Source organism: Streptomyces sp. R818 (genome assembly GCF_056172735.1).
This window is the reverse complement of sequence record NZ_JAOCNE010000003.1, coordinates 112,738-130,262: the sequence shown is the minus strand read 5'-3', so window position 1 is coordinate 130,262 and position 17,525 is coordinate 112,738. Positions and strand designations below refer to the sequence as shown.

General features: G+C 71.8%; 14 protein-coding genes and 2 pseudogenes. 14 read left to right on the top strand and 2 right to left on the bottom strand.

Annotated features, from left to right (window positions below; translation table 11 throughout):
* Window positions 1-27: 27 nt before the first annotated feature.
* Window positions 28-2,238, bottom strand: a complete 2,211-nt coding sequence (locus N5I75_RS05670) for an ATP-binding protein (protein ID WP_476674956.1) — start codon at window positions 2,236-2,238, stop codon at window positions 28-30.
* Window positions 2,239-2,429: 191 nt separating this feature from the next.
* On the opposite strand from N5I75_RS05670, the gene N5I75_RS05665 reads away from it, so the two are divergent.
* The 14 genes and pseudogenes from N5I75_RS05665 to N5I75_RS05600 all read left to right on the top strand — a co-directional run bounded on the left by N5I75_RS05665 (window position 2,430) and on the right by N5I75_RS05600 (window position 16,786).
* Window positions 2,430-2,876, top strand: a complete 447-nt coding sequence (locus N5I75_RS05665) for a DUF948 domain-containing protein (RefSeq protein WP_398204008.1) — start codon at window positions 2,430-2,432, stop codon at window positions 2,874-2,876.
* 8 nt (window positions 2,877-2,884) lie between these two features.
* Window positions 2,885-3,223 (top strand): DUF6167 family protein, encoded by a 339-nt coding sequence (locus N5I75_RS05660; RefSeq protein ID WP_476674952.1) that lies wholly within the window; start codon window positions 2,885-2,887, stop codon window positions 3,221-3,223.
* Window positions 3,223-5,895 (top strand): alanine--tRNA ligase, encoded by a 2,673-nt coding sequence (alaS, locus tag N5I75_RS05655; RefSeq protein ID WP_476674950.1) that lies wholly within the window; start codon window positions 3,223-3,225, stop codon window positions 5,893-5,895. The genes N5I75_RS05660 and alaS overlap by 1 nt, the downstream gene beginning before the upstream one ends.
* Window positions 5,895-6,358 (top strand): annotated as a pseudogene (gene ruvX / locus N5I75_RS05650) (Holliday junction resolvase RuvX). Before alaS ends, ruvX begins: the two are co-directional and overlap by 1 nt.
* A gap of 142 nt (window positions 6,359-6,500) precedes the next feature.
* Entirely contained in the window at window positions 6,501-8,252 is a 1,752-nt protein-coding gene (gene mltG, locus N5I75_RS05645; RefSeq protein ID WP_476674948.1) for an endolytic transglycosylase MltG, read from the top strand.
* Window positions 8,233-9,066, top strand: coding sequence for a shikimate dehydrogenase (locus N5I75_RS05640; protein ID WP_476674946.1), 834 nt, complete (start codon window positions 8,233-8,235; stop codon window positions 9,064-9,066). Before mltG ends, N5I75_RS05640 begins: the two co-directional genes overlap by 20 nt.
* A 145-nt stretch (window positions 9,067-9,211) precedes the next feature.
* Window positions 9,212-10,396: a chorismate synthase gene (gene aroC, locus N5I75_RS05635; protein WP_476674944.1), complete on the top strand. Its 1,185-nt coding sequence runs from the start codon at window positions 9,212-9,214 to the stop codon at window positions 10,394-10,396.
* Window positions 10,393-10,908, top strand: a complete 516-nt coding sequence (locus N5I75_RS05630; protein WP_476674942.1) for a shikimate kinase — start codon at window positions 10,393-10,395, stop codon at window positions 10,906-10,908. Before aroC ends, N5I75_RS05630 begins: the two co-directional genes overlap by 4 nt.
* Complete coding sequence (aroB, locus tag N5I75_RS05625; RefSeq protein WP_476674940.1) at window positions 10,905-11,996, top strand: 3-dehydroquinate synthase; 1,092 nt, start codon at window positions 10,905-10,907, stop codon at window positions 11,994-11,996. The genes N5I75_RS05630 and aroB overlap by 4 nt, the downstream gene beginning before the upstream one ends.
* A gap of 134 nt (window positions 11,997-12,130) precedes the next feature.
* Complete coding sequence (locus N5I75_RS05620; RefSeq protein ID WP_476674938.1) at window positions 12,131-12,958, top strand: Pro-rich N-terminal domain-containing protein; 828 nt, start codon at window positions 12,131-12,133, stop codon at window positions 12,956-12,958.
* A gap of 91 nt (window positions 12,959-13,049) precedes the next feature.
* The gene (locus N5I75_RS05615) at window positions 13,050-14,168 is read left to right on the top strand and encodes an aminopeptidase P family protein (RefSeq protein WP_476674936.1); all 1,119 of its coding nucleotides are present in this window, start codon (window positions 13,050-13,052) and stop codon (window positions 14,166-14,168) included.
* Window positions 14,169-14,226: 58 nt separating this feature from the next.
* Window positions 14,227-14,793 (top strand): elongation factor P, encoded by a 567-nt coding sequence (gene efp, locus N5I75_RS05610; protein ID WP_476674934.1) that lies wholly within the window; start codon window positions 14,227-14,229, stop codon window positions 14,791-14,793.
* Window positions 14,794-14,795: 2 nt separating this feature from the next.
* On the top strand, window positions 14,796-15,230 hold the full coding sequence (nusB, locus tag N5I75_RS05605; RefSeq protein WP_476674932.1) for a transcription antitermination factor NusB: 435 nt from the start codon (window positions 14,796-14,798) through the stop codon (window positions 15,228-15,230).
* A gap of 101 nt (window positions 15,231-15,331) precedes the next feature.
* A complete protein-coding gene (locus N5I75_RS05600) occupies window positions 15,332-16,786 on the top strand; it encodes a pyridoxal phosphate-dependent decarboxylase family protein (protein ID WP_476674930.1) in 1,455 nt (484 codons plus the stop codon).
* An 80-nt stretch (window positions 16,787-16,866) separates the two neighbouring features.
* Here N5I75_RS05600 and bldD read toward each other — a convergent pair.
* Window positions 16,867-17,366, bottom strand: a pseudogene (gene bldD, locus N5I75_RS05595) (transcriptional regulator BldD).
* Window positions 17,367-17,525 lie beyond the last annotated feature (159 nt).

The following is a 17,525-nucleotide window of genomic DNA, read 5'->3' as shown; positions in this document are numbered from 1 at the left end:
ACCGGCGGACGTAGCTCACCCTGCGTTTCAGCCCGTCGCCTCCCCGTCGTTCACGTACGGGGAGGCGGCGGGTTCTCGCTTTTCCAGGACCTTGGCGAGCGCGGGCCGCACTGTGGCCGCGAGCCGCTTGCGCTCGCCCTGGCCGAGTGCGCGGGCCACGGCCTCGTCGTGGCCGAGCCGCTCGCCCGCCCGTGCCAGCTCGTCGAAGCGGACATCGCCCAGGGCCGCGCGGGCCCGGGTCTCGCACAGCCGGTGCGGCTCGTTGTAGTGGTCCGAGCCGAACAGCGGAAGGCCGACCGACGGCCAGATGCCGCCCGCCGCGCCCTGAAGGACCGCCGCCTCGGCGGCGTCCCCCTCCCCGAGGGTGACCAGCGCGAGCAGCTCCATCGAGAGCACCGTGCCGAGCAGGTCGTGGAACTCGTGGTCGATGGCGAGGCACTCCTCCAGGAGCTGCCGGGCCCGCGGCAGATCGCCCTTGTGCCACGCCTCGTAGGCCAGGACGTAGAGCGCGTACGACAGGGTCCAGCGCTCACCGTGGTCCGTGCACACCTGCCGGACGTCCTCGCACAGCGCCACCGCCTGCTCCAGATCGCCCTGGAAGGCCACCGCCATCGCCAGCTCGACCTGGCCCATCAGGACATTGCTGTTCAGCTCGCCGATCTCGCGGTAACTGGAGAGCGCCGCCCGCAGCAGCCGCTCGGCGCGCGGCAGGTCGTCGGAGATCAGGGCGAGGCAGCCGGTGCGGTGCATCGCGTAGGCGAGCGCCGTCGGGTCGCCGCGGTGCTCGGCCTCGTCGTGGCACTCCTGGAGCGCCGCGAGCGCGGGCACGGTGTCGCCCTGGAGGACCGCCACGTAACCCAGCACCCACAGCGCCTTCAGGCGGGAGGGGCCGTAGTCCGGGAGGTCGTCGCCGTCGGCCGGGTCGTCGAGATCGATGCTGCGGTCCAGCCAGTGCCGCCCCTCCATGAGCCGCCCGCACCCCGCCCAGTAGAACCACAGCGTGCTCGCCAGGTACTGCCCGAGGTGCGTCTCGCCGGGCTCGGTGAGGCAGAACTCCAGGGCCGCCCGCAGGTTCGGCAGCTCCACGTCGACGCGGGCCGCCACCTCGCTCTGCCGGGGCGAGAACCAGTCCAGCTCGCACCAGGTGGCGAGGCCCAGGTACCAGTCGCGGTGGCGGCGGCGCATCCGGCCCGCGTCCCCGATCTGCTCCAGCCACTCGGCGCCGTACGCGCGCACCGTGTCGAGGATCCGGTAGCGCACCCCGGCCCGTGACTCCTCGCGGATCACCACGGACTGGGTGAGCAGCTCGTGCAGCGCGTCCAGGACCGTTTCCGCGGGGAGCCCCTCGCCGGAGCAGATGTACTCGGCCGCCTCCAGGTCGAACTGGCCGGCGAAGACGGAGAGCCGCGCCCACAGCAGCCGCTCCTGCGCCGTGCACAGCTCGTGGCTCCAGCCGATCGCCGTGCGCAGCGTCTGGTGGCGCGGCAGCGCGTCCCGGCAGCCGCCCGTGAGCAGCCTGAACCGGTCGTCGAGCCGCTCCATGAGCTGCGCGGCGGAGAGCGCCCGAAGGCGTCCGGCCGCCAGCTCCACCGCGAGCGGCAGGCAGTCCAGGCGCCGGCACACCTCCAGGACGTCGGCGCCCTGCCCTTCGTCGAGGGTGAAGCCGGGCAGCAGGGCCCGCGCCCGGTCCGTGAACAGCTCCACCGCGTCCTGCGGCGTCAGCGGCGCCAGCGGGAACAGGTGCTCGCCTTCCAGCGCCAGCGGCCTGCGGCCCACCGCGAGGACCCGCAGGCCGGGCGCGGCCCGCAGCAGATCCCGGACGAGCGAGGCGCAGGCGTCCACGAGGTGTTCGTAGCCGTCGACGACGAGCAGGAGGCGGCGCTCGGCGAGGTGGTCGACGAGGACGCGGCGCGGCGCCCGGGTGGTGTGGTCGGTGAGGCCGAGCGCCTCGACGAGCGTGTACTCGACCAGATCGGGGTCGCGGACCGCGGCCAGTTCCACGCGCCACACGCCGTCCTCGCGCAGCCGCTCGGGCGTGCGGGCCGCGACGTGCGCGGCGAAGCGGGACTTGCCGACGCCGCCCGCGCCGGTGACCGTCACCAGGCGCGCGGCCTCCAAGGTCTCGCGCAGGGCGCCGAGTTCGGCCGCGCGGCCGACGAATCGGTTCATCTCGGGAGGCAGGTTGCCGGGGCGCGGAGGCGCGGCGGACAGGTCGTCGGGGCGCGGAAGGCGTCGCATGAGGTACGGAGCGTACCCATCCGTACGCGTTCCGTACAATCGCATGTGCCGAAACGGCCCCGTGCGCCGCCGGAATGCGGTACGGAGTGCGGCGCGGGGCGCGATAGGCTCGGGGGACGACTTTTCGATGACGGACGACGACGATCGTTCGGCGACGACGATGTCCGACGACGACTAGGGAGCGGTGCCGAGTGTCCGGTGGAGAGGTGGCCGGGATCCTGGTGGCTGTCTTCTGGGCGATCCTGGTCTCCTTCCTCGCGGTGGCCCTCGCGAGGCTGGCCCAGACGCTCAGGGCGACCACCAAGCTGGTCGCGGACGTGACCGACCAGGCCGTCCCGCTCCTTGCCGACGCCTCCACCGCGGTGCGCTCGGCGCAGACCCAGATCGACAGGGTGGACGCCATCGCCTCGGACGTCCAGGAGGTCACGTCGAACGCGTCGGCGCTCTCCTCCACGGTGGCCTCGACGTTCGGCGGTCCGCTCGTGAAGGTGGCCGCGTTCGGATACGGGGTACGCCGGGCCATCGGGGGGCGCACCAAGGACGCCCCCGTCAAGCAGGCCCGCCGCACCGTGATCGTGGGGCGCCCGGTACCCGGGGCGCGCCGTTCCCGGCGGGCCGACCGGAATAAGAGGGACTGACCCGAGCGATGTTCCGTCGTACGTTCTGGTTCACCACGGGCGCCGCCGCCGGTGTGTGGGCCACCACCAAGGTCAACCGCAAGCTCAAGCAGCTGTCGCCGGAGAACCTCGCCGTCCAGGCCGCCAACAAGGCGGTCGAGACCGGCCACCGGCTCAAGGACTTCGCACTCGACGTCCGCGCCAACATGGCCGACCGCGAGGCCGAGCTCGGCGACGCGCTCGGCCTGACCGGGCCGGCCGCGGACGAACTGCCCGAGCGCCGCTTCACGATCCTCGACAAGCGCGCCGGGGCAGCACCCAAATCCCTAGAGAACACGCACTACACCAACCGGAATGAGGACCACTGATGGAGTCGGCAGAAATCCGTCGCCGCTGGCTGAGCTTCTTCGAGGAGCGTGGCCACAAGGTCGTGCCCTCGGCGTCGCTCATCGCGGACGACCCGACTCTGCTGCTCGTCCCGGCGGGCATGGTCCCCTTCAAGCCGTACTTCCTGGGTGAGGTCAAGCCGCCCGCGCCGCGCGCCACCAGCGTGCAGAAGTGCGTGCGTACGCCGGACATCGAAGAGGTCGGCAAGACCACGCGCCACGGCACGTTCTTCCAGATGTGCGGCAACTTCTCCTTCGGCGACTACTTCAAGGAAGGCGCCATCAAGTACGCCTGGGAGTTGCTCACGACTCCTCAGGACAAGGGTGGCTACGGCCTGGAGCCGGAGAAGCTCTGGATCACCGTCTACCTCGACGACGACGAGGCCGAGCGGATCTGGCACGAGGTCGTCGGCGTGCCGAAGGAGCGCATCCAGCGCCTGGGCAAGAAGGACAACTTCTGGTCCATGGGCGTCCCCGGACCCTGCGGCCCCTGCTCCGAGATCAACTACGACCGCGGCCCCGAGTTCGGCGAAGAGGGCGGCCCTGCGGTCAACGACGAGCGCTACGTGGAGATCTGGAACCTGGTCTTCATGCAGTACGAGCGCGGTGCGGGCACCGGCAAGGACGACTTCGAGATCCTCGGCGACCTGCCGTCGCAGAACATCGACACCGGTCTGGGTCTTGAGCGTCTCGCCATGATCCTCCAGGGCGTACAGAACATGTACGAGACCGACACCCTGCGCGTCGTCATGGACAAGGCCACCGAGCTGACCGGTGTCCGCTACGGAGCCAAGCACGACACGGACGTCTCCCTGCGCGTCGTCGCCGACCACATCCGCACCTCCGCCATGCTCATCGGCGACGGTGTGACGCCGGGCAACGAGGGCCGCGGGTACGTCCTGCGCCGCATCATGCGCCGCGCGATCCGCAACATGCGTCTCCTCGGCGCCACGGGCCCGGTCGTGAACGACCTGATCGGCGTCGTCATCGACACGATGGGTCTGCAGTACCCGGAGCTGGTCACCGACCGCAAGCGCATCGAGACGGTCGCGCTCGCCGAGGAGGCCGCGTTCCTCAAGGCGCTCAAGGGCGGCACGAACATCCTCGACACCGCCGTCGCCGAGACGAAGGCCGCCGGCAAGTCGGTTCTCGCCGGTGACCAGGCGTTCCTGCTCCACGACACCTGGGGCTTCCCGATCGACCTCACCCTGGAGATGGCCGCCGAGCAGGGCCTGTCCGTGGACGAGGACGGCTTCCGGCGCCTGATGAAGGAGCAGCGCGAGCGGGCCAAGGCCGACGCGCAGGCCAAGAAGACCGGCCATGCCGACATGGGCGCCTACCGCGAGATCGCGGACGCCGCCGGTGCCACGGACTTCATCGGCTACTCCTCGACGACCGGCGAGTCGACCATCGTGGGCCTCCTGGTCAACGGCGTCTCCTCGCCCGCCGCCACCGAGGGCGACGAGGTCGAGGTCGTCCTCGACCGCACCCCGTTCTACGCCGAGGGCGGCGGCCAGATCGGCGACACCGGCCGCATCAAGCTGGACAGCGGCGCCGTCATCGAGATCCGCGACTGCCAGAAGCCGGTCCCGGGCGTCTACGTCCACAAGGGTGTCGTCCAGGTCGGTGAGGTCACGGTCGGTGCCCCGGCGCAGGCCGTCATCGACGTGACGCGGCGCCGGGCCATCGCCCGCGCCCACTCCGCGACGCACCTGACCCACCAGGCGCTGCGCGACGCGCTCGGCCCGACGGCCGCCCAGGCCGGTTCGGAGAACCAGCCGGGCCGCTTCCGCTTCGACTTCGGTTCGCCGTCCGCCGTGCCCACGGCCGTGATGACGGACGTCGAGCAGAAGATCAACGAGGTCCTGGCGCGCGAGCTCGACGTGCAGGCCGAGGTCATGTCGATCGACGACGCGAAGAAGCAGGGCGCCATCGCCGAGTTCGGCGAGAAGTACGGCGAGCGCGTCCGCGTCGTCACCATCGGCGACTTCTCCAAGGAGCTGTGCGGCGGCACGCACGTGCACAACACCGCCCAGCTCGGCCTGGTCAAGCTGCTCGGTGAGTCGTCCATCGGCTCGGGCGTGCGCCGCATCGAGGCGCTCGTCGGCGTCGACGCGTACAACTTCCTCGCCAAGGAGCACACGGTCGTCGCCCAGCTCCAGGAGCTGGTCAAGGGCCGCAGCGAGGAGCTGCCGGAGAAGATCTCCGCGATGCTCGGCAAGCTGAAGGACGCCGAGAAGGAGATCGAGAAGTTCCGCGCGGAGAAGGTCCTCCAGGCCGCGGGCGGGCTCGCCGACTCCGCCAAGGACGTCCGCGGTGTCGCGCTCGTCACCGGCCAGGTCCCGGACGGCACCACCGCCGACGACCTGCGCAAGCTGGTCCTCGACGTGCGGGGCCGCATCCAGGGCGGCCGCGCCGCGGTCGTCGCTCTGTTCACCACGGTCAACGGCAAGCCGCTCACGGTCATCGCCACCAACGACGCCGCGCGCGACCGCGGCCTCAAGGCCGGTGACCTGGTCCGCACCGCCGCCAAGACGCTCGGCGGCGGTGGCGGCGGCAAGCCGGACGTCGCCCAGGGCGGCGGGCAGAACGCGGCCGCGATCGGCGACGCCATCGACGCCGTCGAGCGCCTCGTCGGCGAGACGGCCAACTGATGCGCAGAGGCCGCCGGCTGGCGATCGACGTCGGGGACGCCCGGATCGGGGTCGCGTCCTGCGACCCCGACGGGATCCTCGCCACCCCCGTCGAGACGGTGCCGGGGCGCGACGTCCCGGCCGCCCACCGGCGGCTGCGCGCGCTCGTCGAGGAGTACGAGCCGATCGAGGTCGTCGTCGGACTGCCCCGCTCCCTCAAGGGGGCGAGGGCCCGGCGGCCACCAAGGTCCGCGCCTTCACGGCCGAGCTCGCGCGGGGCATCGCGCCCGTCCCCGTACGACTTGTCGACGAGAGGATGACCACAGTCACGGCGAGCCAGGGGCTGCGCGCCTCGGGCGTGAAGTCCAAGAAAGGCCGCTCTGTCATCGACCAGGCGGCCGCGGTCATCATCCTGCAGCAGGCCCTGGAGTCCGAACGGGCGTCAGGAACTGCTCCGGGCGAGGGCGTCGAAGTGGTTGTCTGATCGCGATACGGTAACGTTCCGCGCGAGCGGCGGCGTTCGAACAGCTGCCGCACAGCATCAAGAGGCGGAACGGTTTCCCTCGTGACCGATCGGACTCGGGATCGGACCTGGATTCCCCCGCCTCGCGGCTTGTAGGGGATCGATGACTGAGTATGGCCGGGGCCAAGGCTCCGAACCGTGGCACCCCGAGGATCCCCTGTACGGGGACCAGGGGTGGGGGCAGCAGGCCGGACACGGCCAGCCTGCCTACGGCGGCCAGGGCGGTTACGACCCGCAGCAGCCGCAACAGCAGTCGTACGACGGCGACTGGGCGACGGGTCAGCAGGGACAGCACCACCAGCACGGTCACCAGCCCGGTTACGGCCAGGACGCCGGATATCCGCAGCCGCCGCGGCAGCAGGGGTACGGACAGGACGCCGGATACGGCTATCCGCAGGACCAGGGCTACGGCCAGGACCCCGGCTACGGGCAGCAGGCGTACGGCGGACAGCAGCAGCAGGGCTGGGACCCCAGCGCCGCGCAGGGCCAGGCACCCTACGTCGCCGACCCGACGGACCCCTACAACACCGGGCGTAGCGCTGCCTTCGGCGGAGAGCAGCCCGACTACTACGACACACCCGGCGCCTATCCGCCGCCCGAGCCGCCGGGGCGCCGCCGCGCGCCCGGGGCCGCGCCGGAGGAGACGGAGTGGGACGCGGGCCCCGACCAGGGCGAGCACGCGTTCTTCAGCGGCGGTGACGACGACGAGTACGACGAGGACGACGCGTCCGCGAGCCGGGGCGAGCGCCGGGGCCGCGGCGAGAAGAAGCCGAAGAAGCGCCGCAGCGGCTGCGCCTGCCTCGTCCTGACCGTGATCTTCGCGGCCGGTGTCGGCGGCGTCGGCTATTTCGGCTACCAGTTCTACCAGGACCGTTTCGGCGCGGCCCCGGACTACGCGGGCGAGGGCAATGGCGAGACGGTCACCGTCGTGATCCCCAAGGGCGCGGGCGGTTACGCCATCGGCCAGGAGCTCAAGGAAGCGGGGGTCGTGCAGAGCGTCGACGCGTTCGTCGCCGCGCAGTCGAACGACCCCAAGGGCGAGTCGATCCAGGCCGGCGCCTATCTGCTGCAGAAGGAGATGTCGGCGGCGAGCGCCGTCGACCTGATGCTCAGCCCCAAGGGCCAGGCGAACCTGATCATCTCCGAGGGCATGCGCAACATCGTCGTCTACGAGAAGATCGACGAGAAGCTCAAGCTGGCCAAGGGCACCACGGCGAAGGTCGCGAAGAGCGAGTACAAGAACCTCGGCCTGCCGGACTGGGCGCTGAACCACGCCGATGTGAAGGACCCGCTGGAGGGCTTCCTCTTCCCGTCGCGCTACGCGGCCGCCAAGGGCATGAAGCCCGAGGAAGTGCTGAAGCAGATGGTCGAACAGGCCAGTGACCGCTACCAGAAGCTGGATCTGGAGGGGAAGGCGAAGAGCCTCGGCCTCGAAGATCCCTGGCAGGTCCTCACCGTGGCCAGCCTCGTCCAGGCCGAGGGCAAGACCCACGACGACTTCCGCCGCATGGCCGAGGTGGTCTACAACCGCCTCAAGCCGACGAACACGGAGACCAACCAGCTCCTGCAGTTCGACTCGACGTACAACTACCTGAAGAACCAGAGCAAGATCAATATCGGGACGTCCGAGATCAACAAGGACAAGGACCCGTACAACACCTATACGAACAAGGGCCTGCCGCCGGGGCCGATCGACAACCCGGGCGACGAGGCGTTCGCCGCGACACTCAGCCCGACGAAGGACGGCTGGATGTACTTCGTCGCCACCGACGGCATGGACAAGACGGAGTTCGCGAAGACCCATGCCGAGTTCCAGAGGCTCTTGGACAAGTTCAATGCCAGCCAGAACAACTGACCCGCGCAAGGCGGCCGTCCTCGGCTCGCCCATCGCCCACTCGCTCTCCCCGCACCTGCACACCGCGGCGTACGAGGCGCTCGGCCTGGAGCAATGGACCTACGGCCGCTTCGACGTCGACGAGGCCGGGCTCGCGGAGTTCCTCTCCGGGCTCGGGCCCGAGTGGGCCGGGCTCTCGCTGACCATGCCGCTCAAGCGGGCCGTCATACCCCTGCTCGACGGCATCACGGACACGGCGGCGTCCGTCGAGGCCGTGAACACCGTCGTCCTCCACGCCGACGGGCGCAGGACCGGCGACAACACCGACATCCCCGGGCTCGTCGCCGCGCTGCACGAGCAGGGCGTCGACAAGGTCCCCTCGGCGGCGATCCTGGGCGCGGGCGCCACCGCGTCCTCCGCGCTCGCCGCGCTCTCCCGGATCTGCTCGGGCGAGGTCGTCGCCTACGTCCGCAGTGAGCGGCGGGCCGAGGAGATGCGCGGCTGGGGCGAGCGGCTCGGTGTCGCGGTGCGCACCGCCGACTGGTCCGGCGCGGCGGACGCGTTCGAGGCCCCGCTCGTGATCTCCACGACACCCAAGGGCGGCACCGACCACCTCACGGAGAAGCTGCCCGCGCGCGTGGGCACGCTGTTCGACGTGGTCTACGACCCCTGGCCGACCCCGCTCGCGGCGGCCTGGCAGCAGCGCGGCGGCGCCGTGCTCAGCGGCCTCGACCTCCTCGTGCACCAGGCGGTCTTCCAGTTCGAGCAGTTCACGGGCGAGACGCGGCCCGTGCTCGCCGCCATGCGCGAGGCGGGCCTGCGCGCGCTCGGCTGACGTCGCCGTACCCGGTCCGGAGGACGGACAGGGCGACGGCGTGTCGGCGCGGCATGGGAGGATTCGGGAACACACGGTCGGGCCGGGCCGCGCTCGGTGCCCGCCCTGTGAGCCGTAACGCAGAGCGCGAGCATGAGGAGCACCGTTGAGCAGGTTGCGCTGGCTGACCGCGGGGGAGTCGCACGGACCCGCACTTGTCGCGACGCTGGAGGGGCTTCCCGCCGGCGTTCCGATCACCACGGAGCTGGTGGCGGACCACCTGGCCAGGCGGCGGCTCGGTTATGGGCGCGGCGCGCGGATGAAGTTCGAGCAGGACGAGATCACGTTCCTGGGCGGTGTCCGGCACGGCCTGTCCCTCGGTTCGCCGGTCGCGGTGATGGTCGGCAACACCGAGTGGCCCAAGTGGGAACAGGTCATGGCGGCCGACCCGGTCGACCCCGAGGTCCTCGCGGGCCTCGCGCGCAACGCGCCGCTGACCCGGCCCCGGCCCGGCCACGCGGACCTCGCGGGCATGCAGAAGTACGGGTTCGACGAGGCGCGGCCGATCCTGGAGCGGGCCTCCGCGCGCGAGACCGCCGCACGGGTCGCGCTCGGCGCGATCGCCCGGTCGTACCTGAAGGAGACGGCCGGGATCGAGATCGTCTCCCACGTCGTGGAGCTGTGCTCGGTGAAGGCGCCGCAGGGCGTGTACCCAACCCCGGCCGATGTGGAGAAGCTGGACGCCGACCCGCTGCGCTGCCTCGACGCAGACGCCTCCAAGGCGATGGTGGCCGAGGTCGACCAGGCCCACAAGGACGGCGACACCCTCGGTGGCGTCGTCGAGGTCCTCGCCTACGGCGTGCCGGTGGGCCTCGGCTCGCACGTGCACTGGGACCGCAAGCTCGACGCCCGCCTCGCCGGTGCGCTCATGGGCATCCAGGCCATCAAGGGCGTCGAGATCGGTGACGGCTTCGACCTCGCGCGCGTGCCGGGCTCCAAGGCGCACGACGAGATCGTGAGGACCGACGAGGGCATCCGCCGCGTCTCCGGCCGCGCGGGCGGCACCGAGGGCGGCCTGTCCACCGGCGAACTCCTTCGGGTGCGCGCCGCGATGAAGCCGATCGCGACCGTGCCGCGCGCCCTGAAGACCGTCGACGTGGCGACCGGTGAGGCCACGCAGGCCCACCACCAGCGCTCCGACGTCTCCGCGGTGCCCGCGGCCGGGATCGTCGCCGAGGCGATGGTCGCGCTCGTCCTCGCGGACGCGGTGGCCGAGAAGTTCGGCGGCGACAGCGTCACCGAGACGCGCCGCAACGTGACGTCCTACCTCGACAACCTGCAGATCCGGTGAGCGGCCCGACCGTCGTCCTCGTCGGTCCGATGGGCGTGGGCAAGTCGACGGTGGGCGGACTGCTCGCCGAGCGGCTCGGCACCGCCTTCCGTGACACCGACGACGACATCGTGGCCGCGCAGGGCCGCGCCATCGCCGACATCTTCGTCGACGAGGGCGAGGCGCACTTCCGCGCCCTGGAGAAGGCCGCCGTCGCGGCCGCGCTCGCCGAGCACAGCGGCGTCCTCGCCCTGGGCGGCGGCGCGATCCTCGACGACGGCACGCGCGCGCTGCTCGCCGGGCACCCCGTCGTCTACCTCTCGATGGACGTCGAGGAGGCCGCCAAGCGGACCGGCCTGAACGTGGCCCGGCCGCTGCTCGCCGTCAACCCGCGCAAGCAGTGGCGCGAGCTGATGGAGGCGCGGCGCCATCTGTACACCGAGGTGGCCGCGGTCGTCGTGGCCACCGACGGCCGTGACCCCGAGGAGGTCGCCGAGGCCGTCCTCGACGCACTGGAGTTGAAGCAGGCATGACTGACGAAGTGACCCGGATCCAGGTCGGCGGCACGGCCGGCGCCGACCCGTACGAGGTCCTGATCGGCCGCCAACTCCTCGGCGAACTCGGCTCGTTGATCGGTGACCGGGCCAAGCGGGTCGCCGTCATCCACCCGGAGGCGCTGGCCGGCACCGGCGACGCGCTCCGCGCCGACCTCGCCGAGCAGGGCTACGAGGCCGTCGCCATCCAGGTGCCCAACGCCGAGGAGGCCAAGACCGCCGAGGTCGCCGCCTACTGCTGGAAGGCGCTCGGGCAGTCCCACTTCACCCGCTCCGACGTCGTCATCGGCGTCGGCGGCGGCGCCACCACCGACCTCGCCGGGTTCGTCGCGGCGACCTGGCTGCGCGGCGTGCGCTGGATCGCCGTCCCCACCACCGTGCTCGCCATGGTGGACGCGGCGGTCGGCGGCAAGACCGGCATCAACACCGCCGAGGGCAAGAACCTCGTCGGCGCCTTCCACCCGCCGGTCGGCGTGCTCTGCGACCTCGCCGCCCTCGACTCCCTCCCGGTCCACGACTACGTGTCCGGGCTCGCCGAGATCATCAAGGCCGGGTTCATCGCCGACGAGCGGATCCTGGAGCTGATCGAGGAGGACCCGCAGGCGGCGCGCACCCCGGCGGGCCCGCACACCGCCGAGCTGATCGAGCGCTCCATCAAGGTCAAGGCCGAGGTCGTCTCCAGCGACCTGAAGGAGTCGGGCCTGCGCGAGATCCTCAACTACGGGCACACCCTCGGGCACGCCATCGAGAAGAACGAGCGCTACAAGTGGCGCCACGGCGCGGCCGTCTCCGTCGGCATGCTCTTCGCCGCCGAACTCGGCCGCCTCGCGGGGCGCCTGGACGACGCGACCGCCGACCGGCACCGTGCCGTCCTGGAGTCCGTCGGCCTCCCGCTGAGCTACCGCCATGACCAGTGGCCCAAGCTCCTGGAGAACATGAAGGTCGACAAGAAGTCCCGCGGCGACCTGCTGCGCTTCATCGTCCTCGACGGCCTCGGCAAGCCCACCGTCCTGGAGGGCCCGGACCCGGCCGTCCTCCTCGCCGCCTACGGCGAAGTGGCCGAATAACCGCGCCGGTTGCGCGCAGGGCACGTTGCGACCGCCCCGGCCGTTCACACAACGGCGGCCGGGGACGGTACCTTTCGGTAGCGCCCTGATCGCCGGCGCCCCAACGACGCTTGTACGAGACGGAGTGGCACCGGATGCAGCACGCAGTGGGATCTCCGCTGCCACCGCCCCACCGGCCGGGGCACGGAGCGGCCGGCCCCTGGCCCGCGCCGCAGCAGGCGCAGCAGCACCCCGGCGCGCCCGGGTTCACCGGCGCCCCGCCCCCGCAGGGCCCGCCGCCGCACCCGCAGGCTCCGCCCCCGCAGGGCCCGCCGCGCGACACCACGGGCCACGTCCAGCTCCCGCCCGGCGCCCCCGTCGCCGTGCCGAGCCCGCCGCCCGCGCAGGCGCCCGCCGATCCGGCGGCGACCACCCTCGCGGTGCTGCTCATCGGCCCCGCGGGCGCGGGCAAGACCAGCGTCGCCAAGTTCTGGGCGGACCGCCGCCGCGTCCCCACGGCCCACATCAGCCTGGACGACGTACGGGAATGGGTGCGCTCGGGGTTCGCCGACCCGCAGACCGGGTGGAACGACAACAGTGAGGCGCAGTACCGTCTCGCCCGCCGCACCTGCGGCTTCGCCGCCCGTAACTTCCTGGCGAACGGGATCTCCTGCATCCTCGACGACGCCGTCTTCCCGGACCGGCCGGTCGTCGGCCTCGGCGGCTGGAAGCGGCACGTCGGCCCGGGACTGCTCCCCGTCGTCCTGCTGCCGGGCCTGGAGATCGTCCTGGAGCGCAACGCGCAGCGCAGCGGCAACCGCCGCCTCAGCGACGAGGAGGTCGCCGCGATCCACGGCCGGATGGCGGGCTGGTACGGCTCGGGCCTGCCGATCATCGACAACTCCCAGCTCGACGTGGCGGGCACGGCGCAGGTCCTCGACGAGGTGCTCGCCCGCGCGATCGCGAGCCCGCCCCAGTGGTGACCCGGTGCGGGTAGCGGCTTGCGGGTAGCGGCGCCGCCCGTCCGGACGCGCTGAACCGGCCGCCCGGCGCGCCCGCTCGTACGTTGGCCTCATGGCAGAGGCGTACGCGGCACGACGGGACCGGCTCAGACAGCGCGCTACAGCGGGCGGCAGCGCGTCCGCGCTGGTGTCGCGCCCCGCCAACGTCCGCTATCTCACCGGGGCGGCCCCGCCCGGCGCCGTGCTGCTCGTCGGCCCGGACGCCGGCGGCAGCGGCGACGTCCTGCTCTGCGCGCGGCAGCCGAGCGGGCAGCCCGCCGAGGGCCGGGCCGACGAGGGGCTGCGGGTGCAGATCCTGGATGCGCCCGGGGGTGACCCGGCGGTCGCCGCCGCCGACGTGGCGCTCGCGCAGGGCGCCGGTTCGCTCGCCGTCGAGGAGCATCATCTGACGATGGCGAGGCACCGGGAGATCGGCTCCGTCGCCCCCGGCCTGCTCCTCACCGATCTGCACAAGGCCGTCGAACAGCTGCGCCTGGTCAAGGACGAGGAGGAGATCTCCTGTCTGCGGATCGCCGCCGAGATTGCCGACCAGGCGCTCGGCGAACTCCTGGAGTCGATCCTCGTCGGCCGCACCGAGCGCCACCTGGCCCTGGAGCTGGAACGTCGACTTGTCGACCACGGCGCAGACGGCCCCGCCTTCCCGACGAGCGTCGGCACGGGACCCCACTCGGGTCTCGGCGCCCACCGCCCGAGCGACCGCCGCGTCGAGGAGGGCGACTTCCTCTCCGTCTGCCTGGGCGCCACCTACCGCGGCTACCGCTGCGAGGTCGGCCGGACCTTCGTCATCGGGACCTCGCCCGCGGACTGGCAGATCGAGCTGTACGACCTCGTCTTCGCCGCTCAGCGGCAGGGCAGGGAGTCGCTGCTGCCCGGCGCGGAGTGCCGCGAGGTGGACCGGGCCGCCCGGCACGTACTGGACGCGGCCGGGCACGGCGCGGCCCTTCCACAGCTCACCGGACACGGGGTGGGGCTCGAAATCGACGAGGACCCGCAATTGGCCCCCGCCGCCATGGGTAAACTGGACGCTTGTGTGCCGGTCACCGTCGAACCGGGGGTCCACCTCCCGGGCCGGGGCGGTGTCCGGATCGATGACACGCTCGTCGTCCGCCCCGAGGCGGACGGCGGACCCGAGCTACTCACCATCACGACCAAGGAGCTGCTCGCGCTCTAGCTTGACGCGGAGCGCCTGCGCCGGGGTCGTCCACGTCAGTCCAGGAGATTCCGCAACCGTGGCTTCCACGAACGACCTCAAGAACGGCCTGGTGCTCAAGCTCGAAGGCGGCCAGCTCTGGTCCGTCGTCGAGTTCCAGCACGTCAAGCCCGGCAAGGGCCCGGCCTTCGTGCGCACCAAGCTCAAGAACGTGCTCTCCGGCAAGGTCGTCGACAAGACGTTCAACGCCGGCGTCAAGGTCGAGACGGCCACGATCGACAAGCGCGACATGCAGTTCTCGTACATGGACGGCGACTACTTCGTCTTCATGGACATGGAGACCTACGACCAGCTGCACGTCGACCGCAAGGCCGTCGGTGACGCCGCCAACTTCCTGATCGAGGGCTTCACCGCCTCGGTCGCGCAGCACGAGGGCGAGGTGCTCTTCGTCGAGCTGCCGGCCGCCGTCGAGCTCACCATCAAGGAGACGGAGCCGGGCGTCCAGGGCGACCGCTCCACCGGTGGCACCAAGCCCGCCGTCCTGGAGACCGGCCACCAGATCCAGGTGCCGCTCTTCATCACCACGGGCGAGAAGATCAAGGTCGACACCCGTGACAGCGGCTACCTCGGCCGGGTGAACAGCTAACCGTGGCTGCCCGTAACACGGCCCGTAAGCGCGCCTTCCAGATCCTCTTCGAGGCGGACCAGCGCGGTGACTCCGTCACGACGGTCCTCGCGGACTGGATCCGGCACTCCCGCACCGACACGCGCCAGCCGCCCGTCAGCGAGTACACGATGGAGCTGGTCGAGGGGTACGCGGAGTACGCGGGCCGGATCGACGAGCTGATCGCGCAGTACGCGGTCGGGTGGACCCTGGACCGGATGCCGGTCGTCGACCGCAACATCGTGCGGCTCGGCGCCTACGAACTGGTCTGGGTCGACGGGACCCCGGACGCCGTGGTGCTCGACGAGGCCGTCTCGCTGGCCAAGGAGTTCTCCACCGACGAGTCCCCGGCGTTCATCAACGGGCTTCTGGGCCGTTTCAAGGACCTGAAGCCCTCGCTCCGCCGCGACCAGGCGTAACCGCCGCGAAGCGCACGTACCACCGCAGGCCCGAAGCAGAACCTGAACAATGTTCTGCTTCGGGCCTGGTGCGTTCTCCGGACCCTCACTAGGTTCTGGCCATGCCTCAGCCGAGTGTGCCCCTTCCGCCGTCGCCCGATCCGCTCCTCGCACGCCTCGCCGAGCTGCGCGCGGGCGACCTCCCCGTCCGCGGCGGCCGCACCATGGCCTACGTCTACGACTCCGGGCTCGACGGCCTGGAGGAGCTCGCGAACGCCGCGCACGCCGCCTTCGCCGGGGTCAACGGGCTCGACATGACGGCCTTCCCCAGCGTCGTTCAGCTGGAGAACGACCTGGTGCGCCGTGCCACGGCCCTCCTCGGCGGCGGTGCGGGCACCTTCACCAGCGGCGGCACCGAGAGCTGCCTGCTCGCCGCCCTGACCGCCCGGCAGCACGCCCGCCGCGCGCGCGGGGTGAGCGACCCCGAGCTGGTCCTGCCCGAGACGGCGCACGCCGCGTTCCACAAGGCCGCCGAGGTGTTCGGGCTGCGGGTGGTGAGCGTGCCGGTCGACCCGGAGACGTTCCGGGTGCGCGCGGCGGACATGGCGGCGGCGATCACCGACCGCACCGCCCTGGTCGTCGTCTCGGCGCCCTCGTACGCGCATGGCGTCATCGACCCGGTCTCTGAGGTGGCGGCGGAGGCCGCGCGTCGCGGGGTGCTCTGTCACGTGGACGCCTGCATCGGCGGCTGGTACCTGGGGCATCTGCGCGGGGTGCCGGGCGGGCCCGAGGTGGAGCCGTTCGACCTGTGCGTCCCCGGGGTCACCTCCCTCTCCGTCGACCTCCACAAGTACGCCTACACCGCGAAGGGCGCCTCGCTCCTCCTCTTCCGGGACGCCGAACTGCGCCGCCATGGCTGGTTCGCGCACGCCTCCTGGCCCGGCTACCCCGTGGTCAACGCGACGCTCCAGGGCACCAAGGCGGCCGGACCGCTCGCCGCGGCCTGGGCCGTGACCGAGCGCGTCGGGACCGAGGGTTACGCCGCGTTGTCGGCGCGCGTGCACAGGGCGACCCTCGGCCTCGCCGACGGCATCGGCCGGATCGACGGGCTGCGGTTGCTCGCGCGGCCCGACGCGGCACTGCTCGCGGTCGCCGCCGAGGACCCGGACGTCGACGTGTTCGTGGTCGCCGACGAGATCCGGGGGAACGGCTGGTACCTCCAGCCGCAGCCCGCCTTCGGCGCGTCCCCGGCCACTCTGCATCTGACGGTGACCGCCGCCGTCGCGGACGAGGAGACCGTACGGCTGCTCCTGGCCGATCTGGAGAAGGCGGTGGCGCGGGCGCGCGCGGCCGGTCCGGTACGGGTGGACCCGGCGATCGTCGAGGCCGCCGCGTCGCTCGACCCGGAGGCGCTCACCCCGGAGGAGGTCGAGCTGGCGCTGACGCTCGCGGGCGTCGGCGCGGACGGCCGGCTGCCCGGGCGGATGGCGCCGGTGCTCGCCGTCCTGCAGGCGCTGCCGCCGAGGCTGAGCGAGCGGCTGCTGCCGGAGGTCATCGGGCGGCTCTACGCGGTCTGAGAACGCCCGAGGGGCGGAACCAGGTGGCTCCGCCCCTCGGGGTGTGACGTTTCTTCGTTACATCGGTAAAAAGGCCCGGATCAGGCTTCCTCGTGCGCCACCGCGCGCCGCGCGTCCGCGTCCAGGACGCCCCAGCTGATGAGCTGCTCGGTCAGGACCGAGGGCGACTGGTCGTAGATGACCGCGAGGGTGCGCAGGTCGTCCTGGCGGATCGAGAGCACCTTGCCGTTGTAGTCACCGCGCTGCGACTGGATCGTGGCGGCGTACCGCTGCAGCGGGCCCGCCTTCTCCGGCGGCACGTGGGCCAGGCGCTCCAGGTCCAGGACGAGCTTCGGCGGCGGCTCGGCAGCGCCGCCCGGGTGGTCCCCGGCAGCAGTTCCTGCACCGGAACCCCGTAGAAGTCCGCCAGCTCGGCAAGGCGCTGCACGGTCACGGCACGGTCGCCGCGCTCGTACGACCCGACCACGACCGCCTTCCAGCGTCCCTGGGACTTCTCCTCGACACCGTGAAGGGAAAGGCCCTGCTGGGTACGGATCGCGCGGAGCTTGGCCCCGAGCTGTTTGGCGTATTCGCTGGACATATAGCTCCCCGGACACTGCATCACTGTGCGGCTGCGCCGCGTGGCTGGTAACTCACTGTGAGGTTACGCAGCGTTACTTGGCCGCGTCAAGCCGAATGGTCCGTACCGACCTTCTCCCAAATCGGGCGATCTCGCACCTCGTGCGCTCCGCCAGGGGGG

Coding starts and splice junctions, on each gene's coding strand:
- N5I75_RS05670 (WP_476674956.1), bottom strand. CDS start 2,238: ATGCGACGCCTTCCGCGCCCCGACGACCTGTCCGCCGCGCCTCCGCGC.
- N5I75_RS05660 (WP_476674952.1), top strand. CDS start 2,885: ATGTTCCGTCGTACGTTCTGGTTCACCACGGGCGCCGCCGCCGGTGTG.
- alaS (WP_476674950.1), top strand. CDS start 3,223: ATGGAGTCGGCAGAAATCCGTCGCCGCTGGCTGAGCTTCTTCGAGGAG.
- mltG (WP_476674948.1), top strand. CDS start 6,501: ATGACTGAGTATGGCCGGGGCCAAGGCTCCGAACCGTGGCACCCCGAG.
- N5I75_RS05640 (WP_476674946.1), top strand. CDS start 8,233: ATGCCAGCCAGAACAACTGACCCGCGCAAGGCGGCCGTCCTCGGCTCG.
- aroB (WP_476674940.1), top strand. CDS start 10,905: ATGACTGACGAAGTGACCCGGATCCAGGTCGGCGGCACGGCCGGCGCC.
- N5I75_RS05620 (WP_476674938.1), top strand. CDS start 12,131: ATGCAGCACGCAGTGGGATCTCCGCTGCCACCGCCCCACCGGCCGGGG.
- N5I75_RS05615 (WP_476674936.1), top strand. CDS start 13,050: ATGGCAGAGGCGTACGCGGCACGACGGGACCGGCTCAGACAGCGCGCT.
- N5I75_RS05600 (WP_476674930.1), top strand. CDS start 15,332: ATGCCTCAGCCGAGTGTGCCCCTTCCGCCGTCGCCCGATCCGCTCCTC.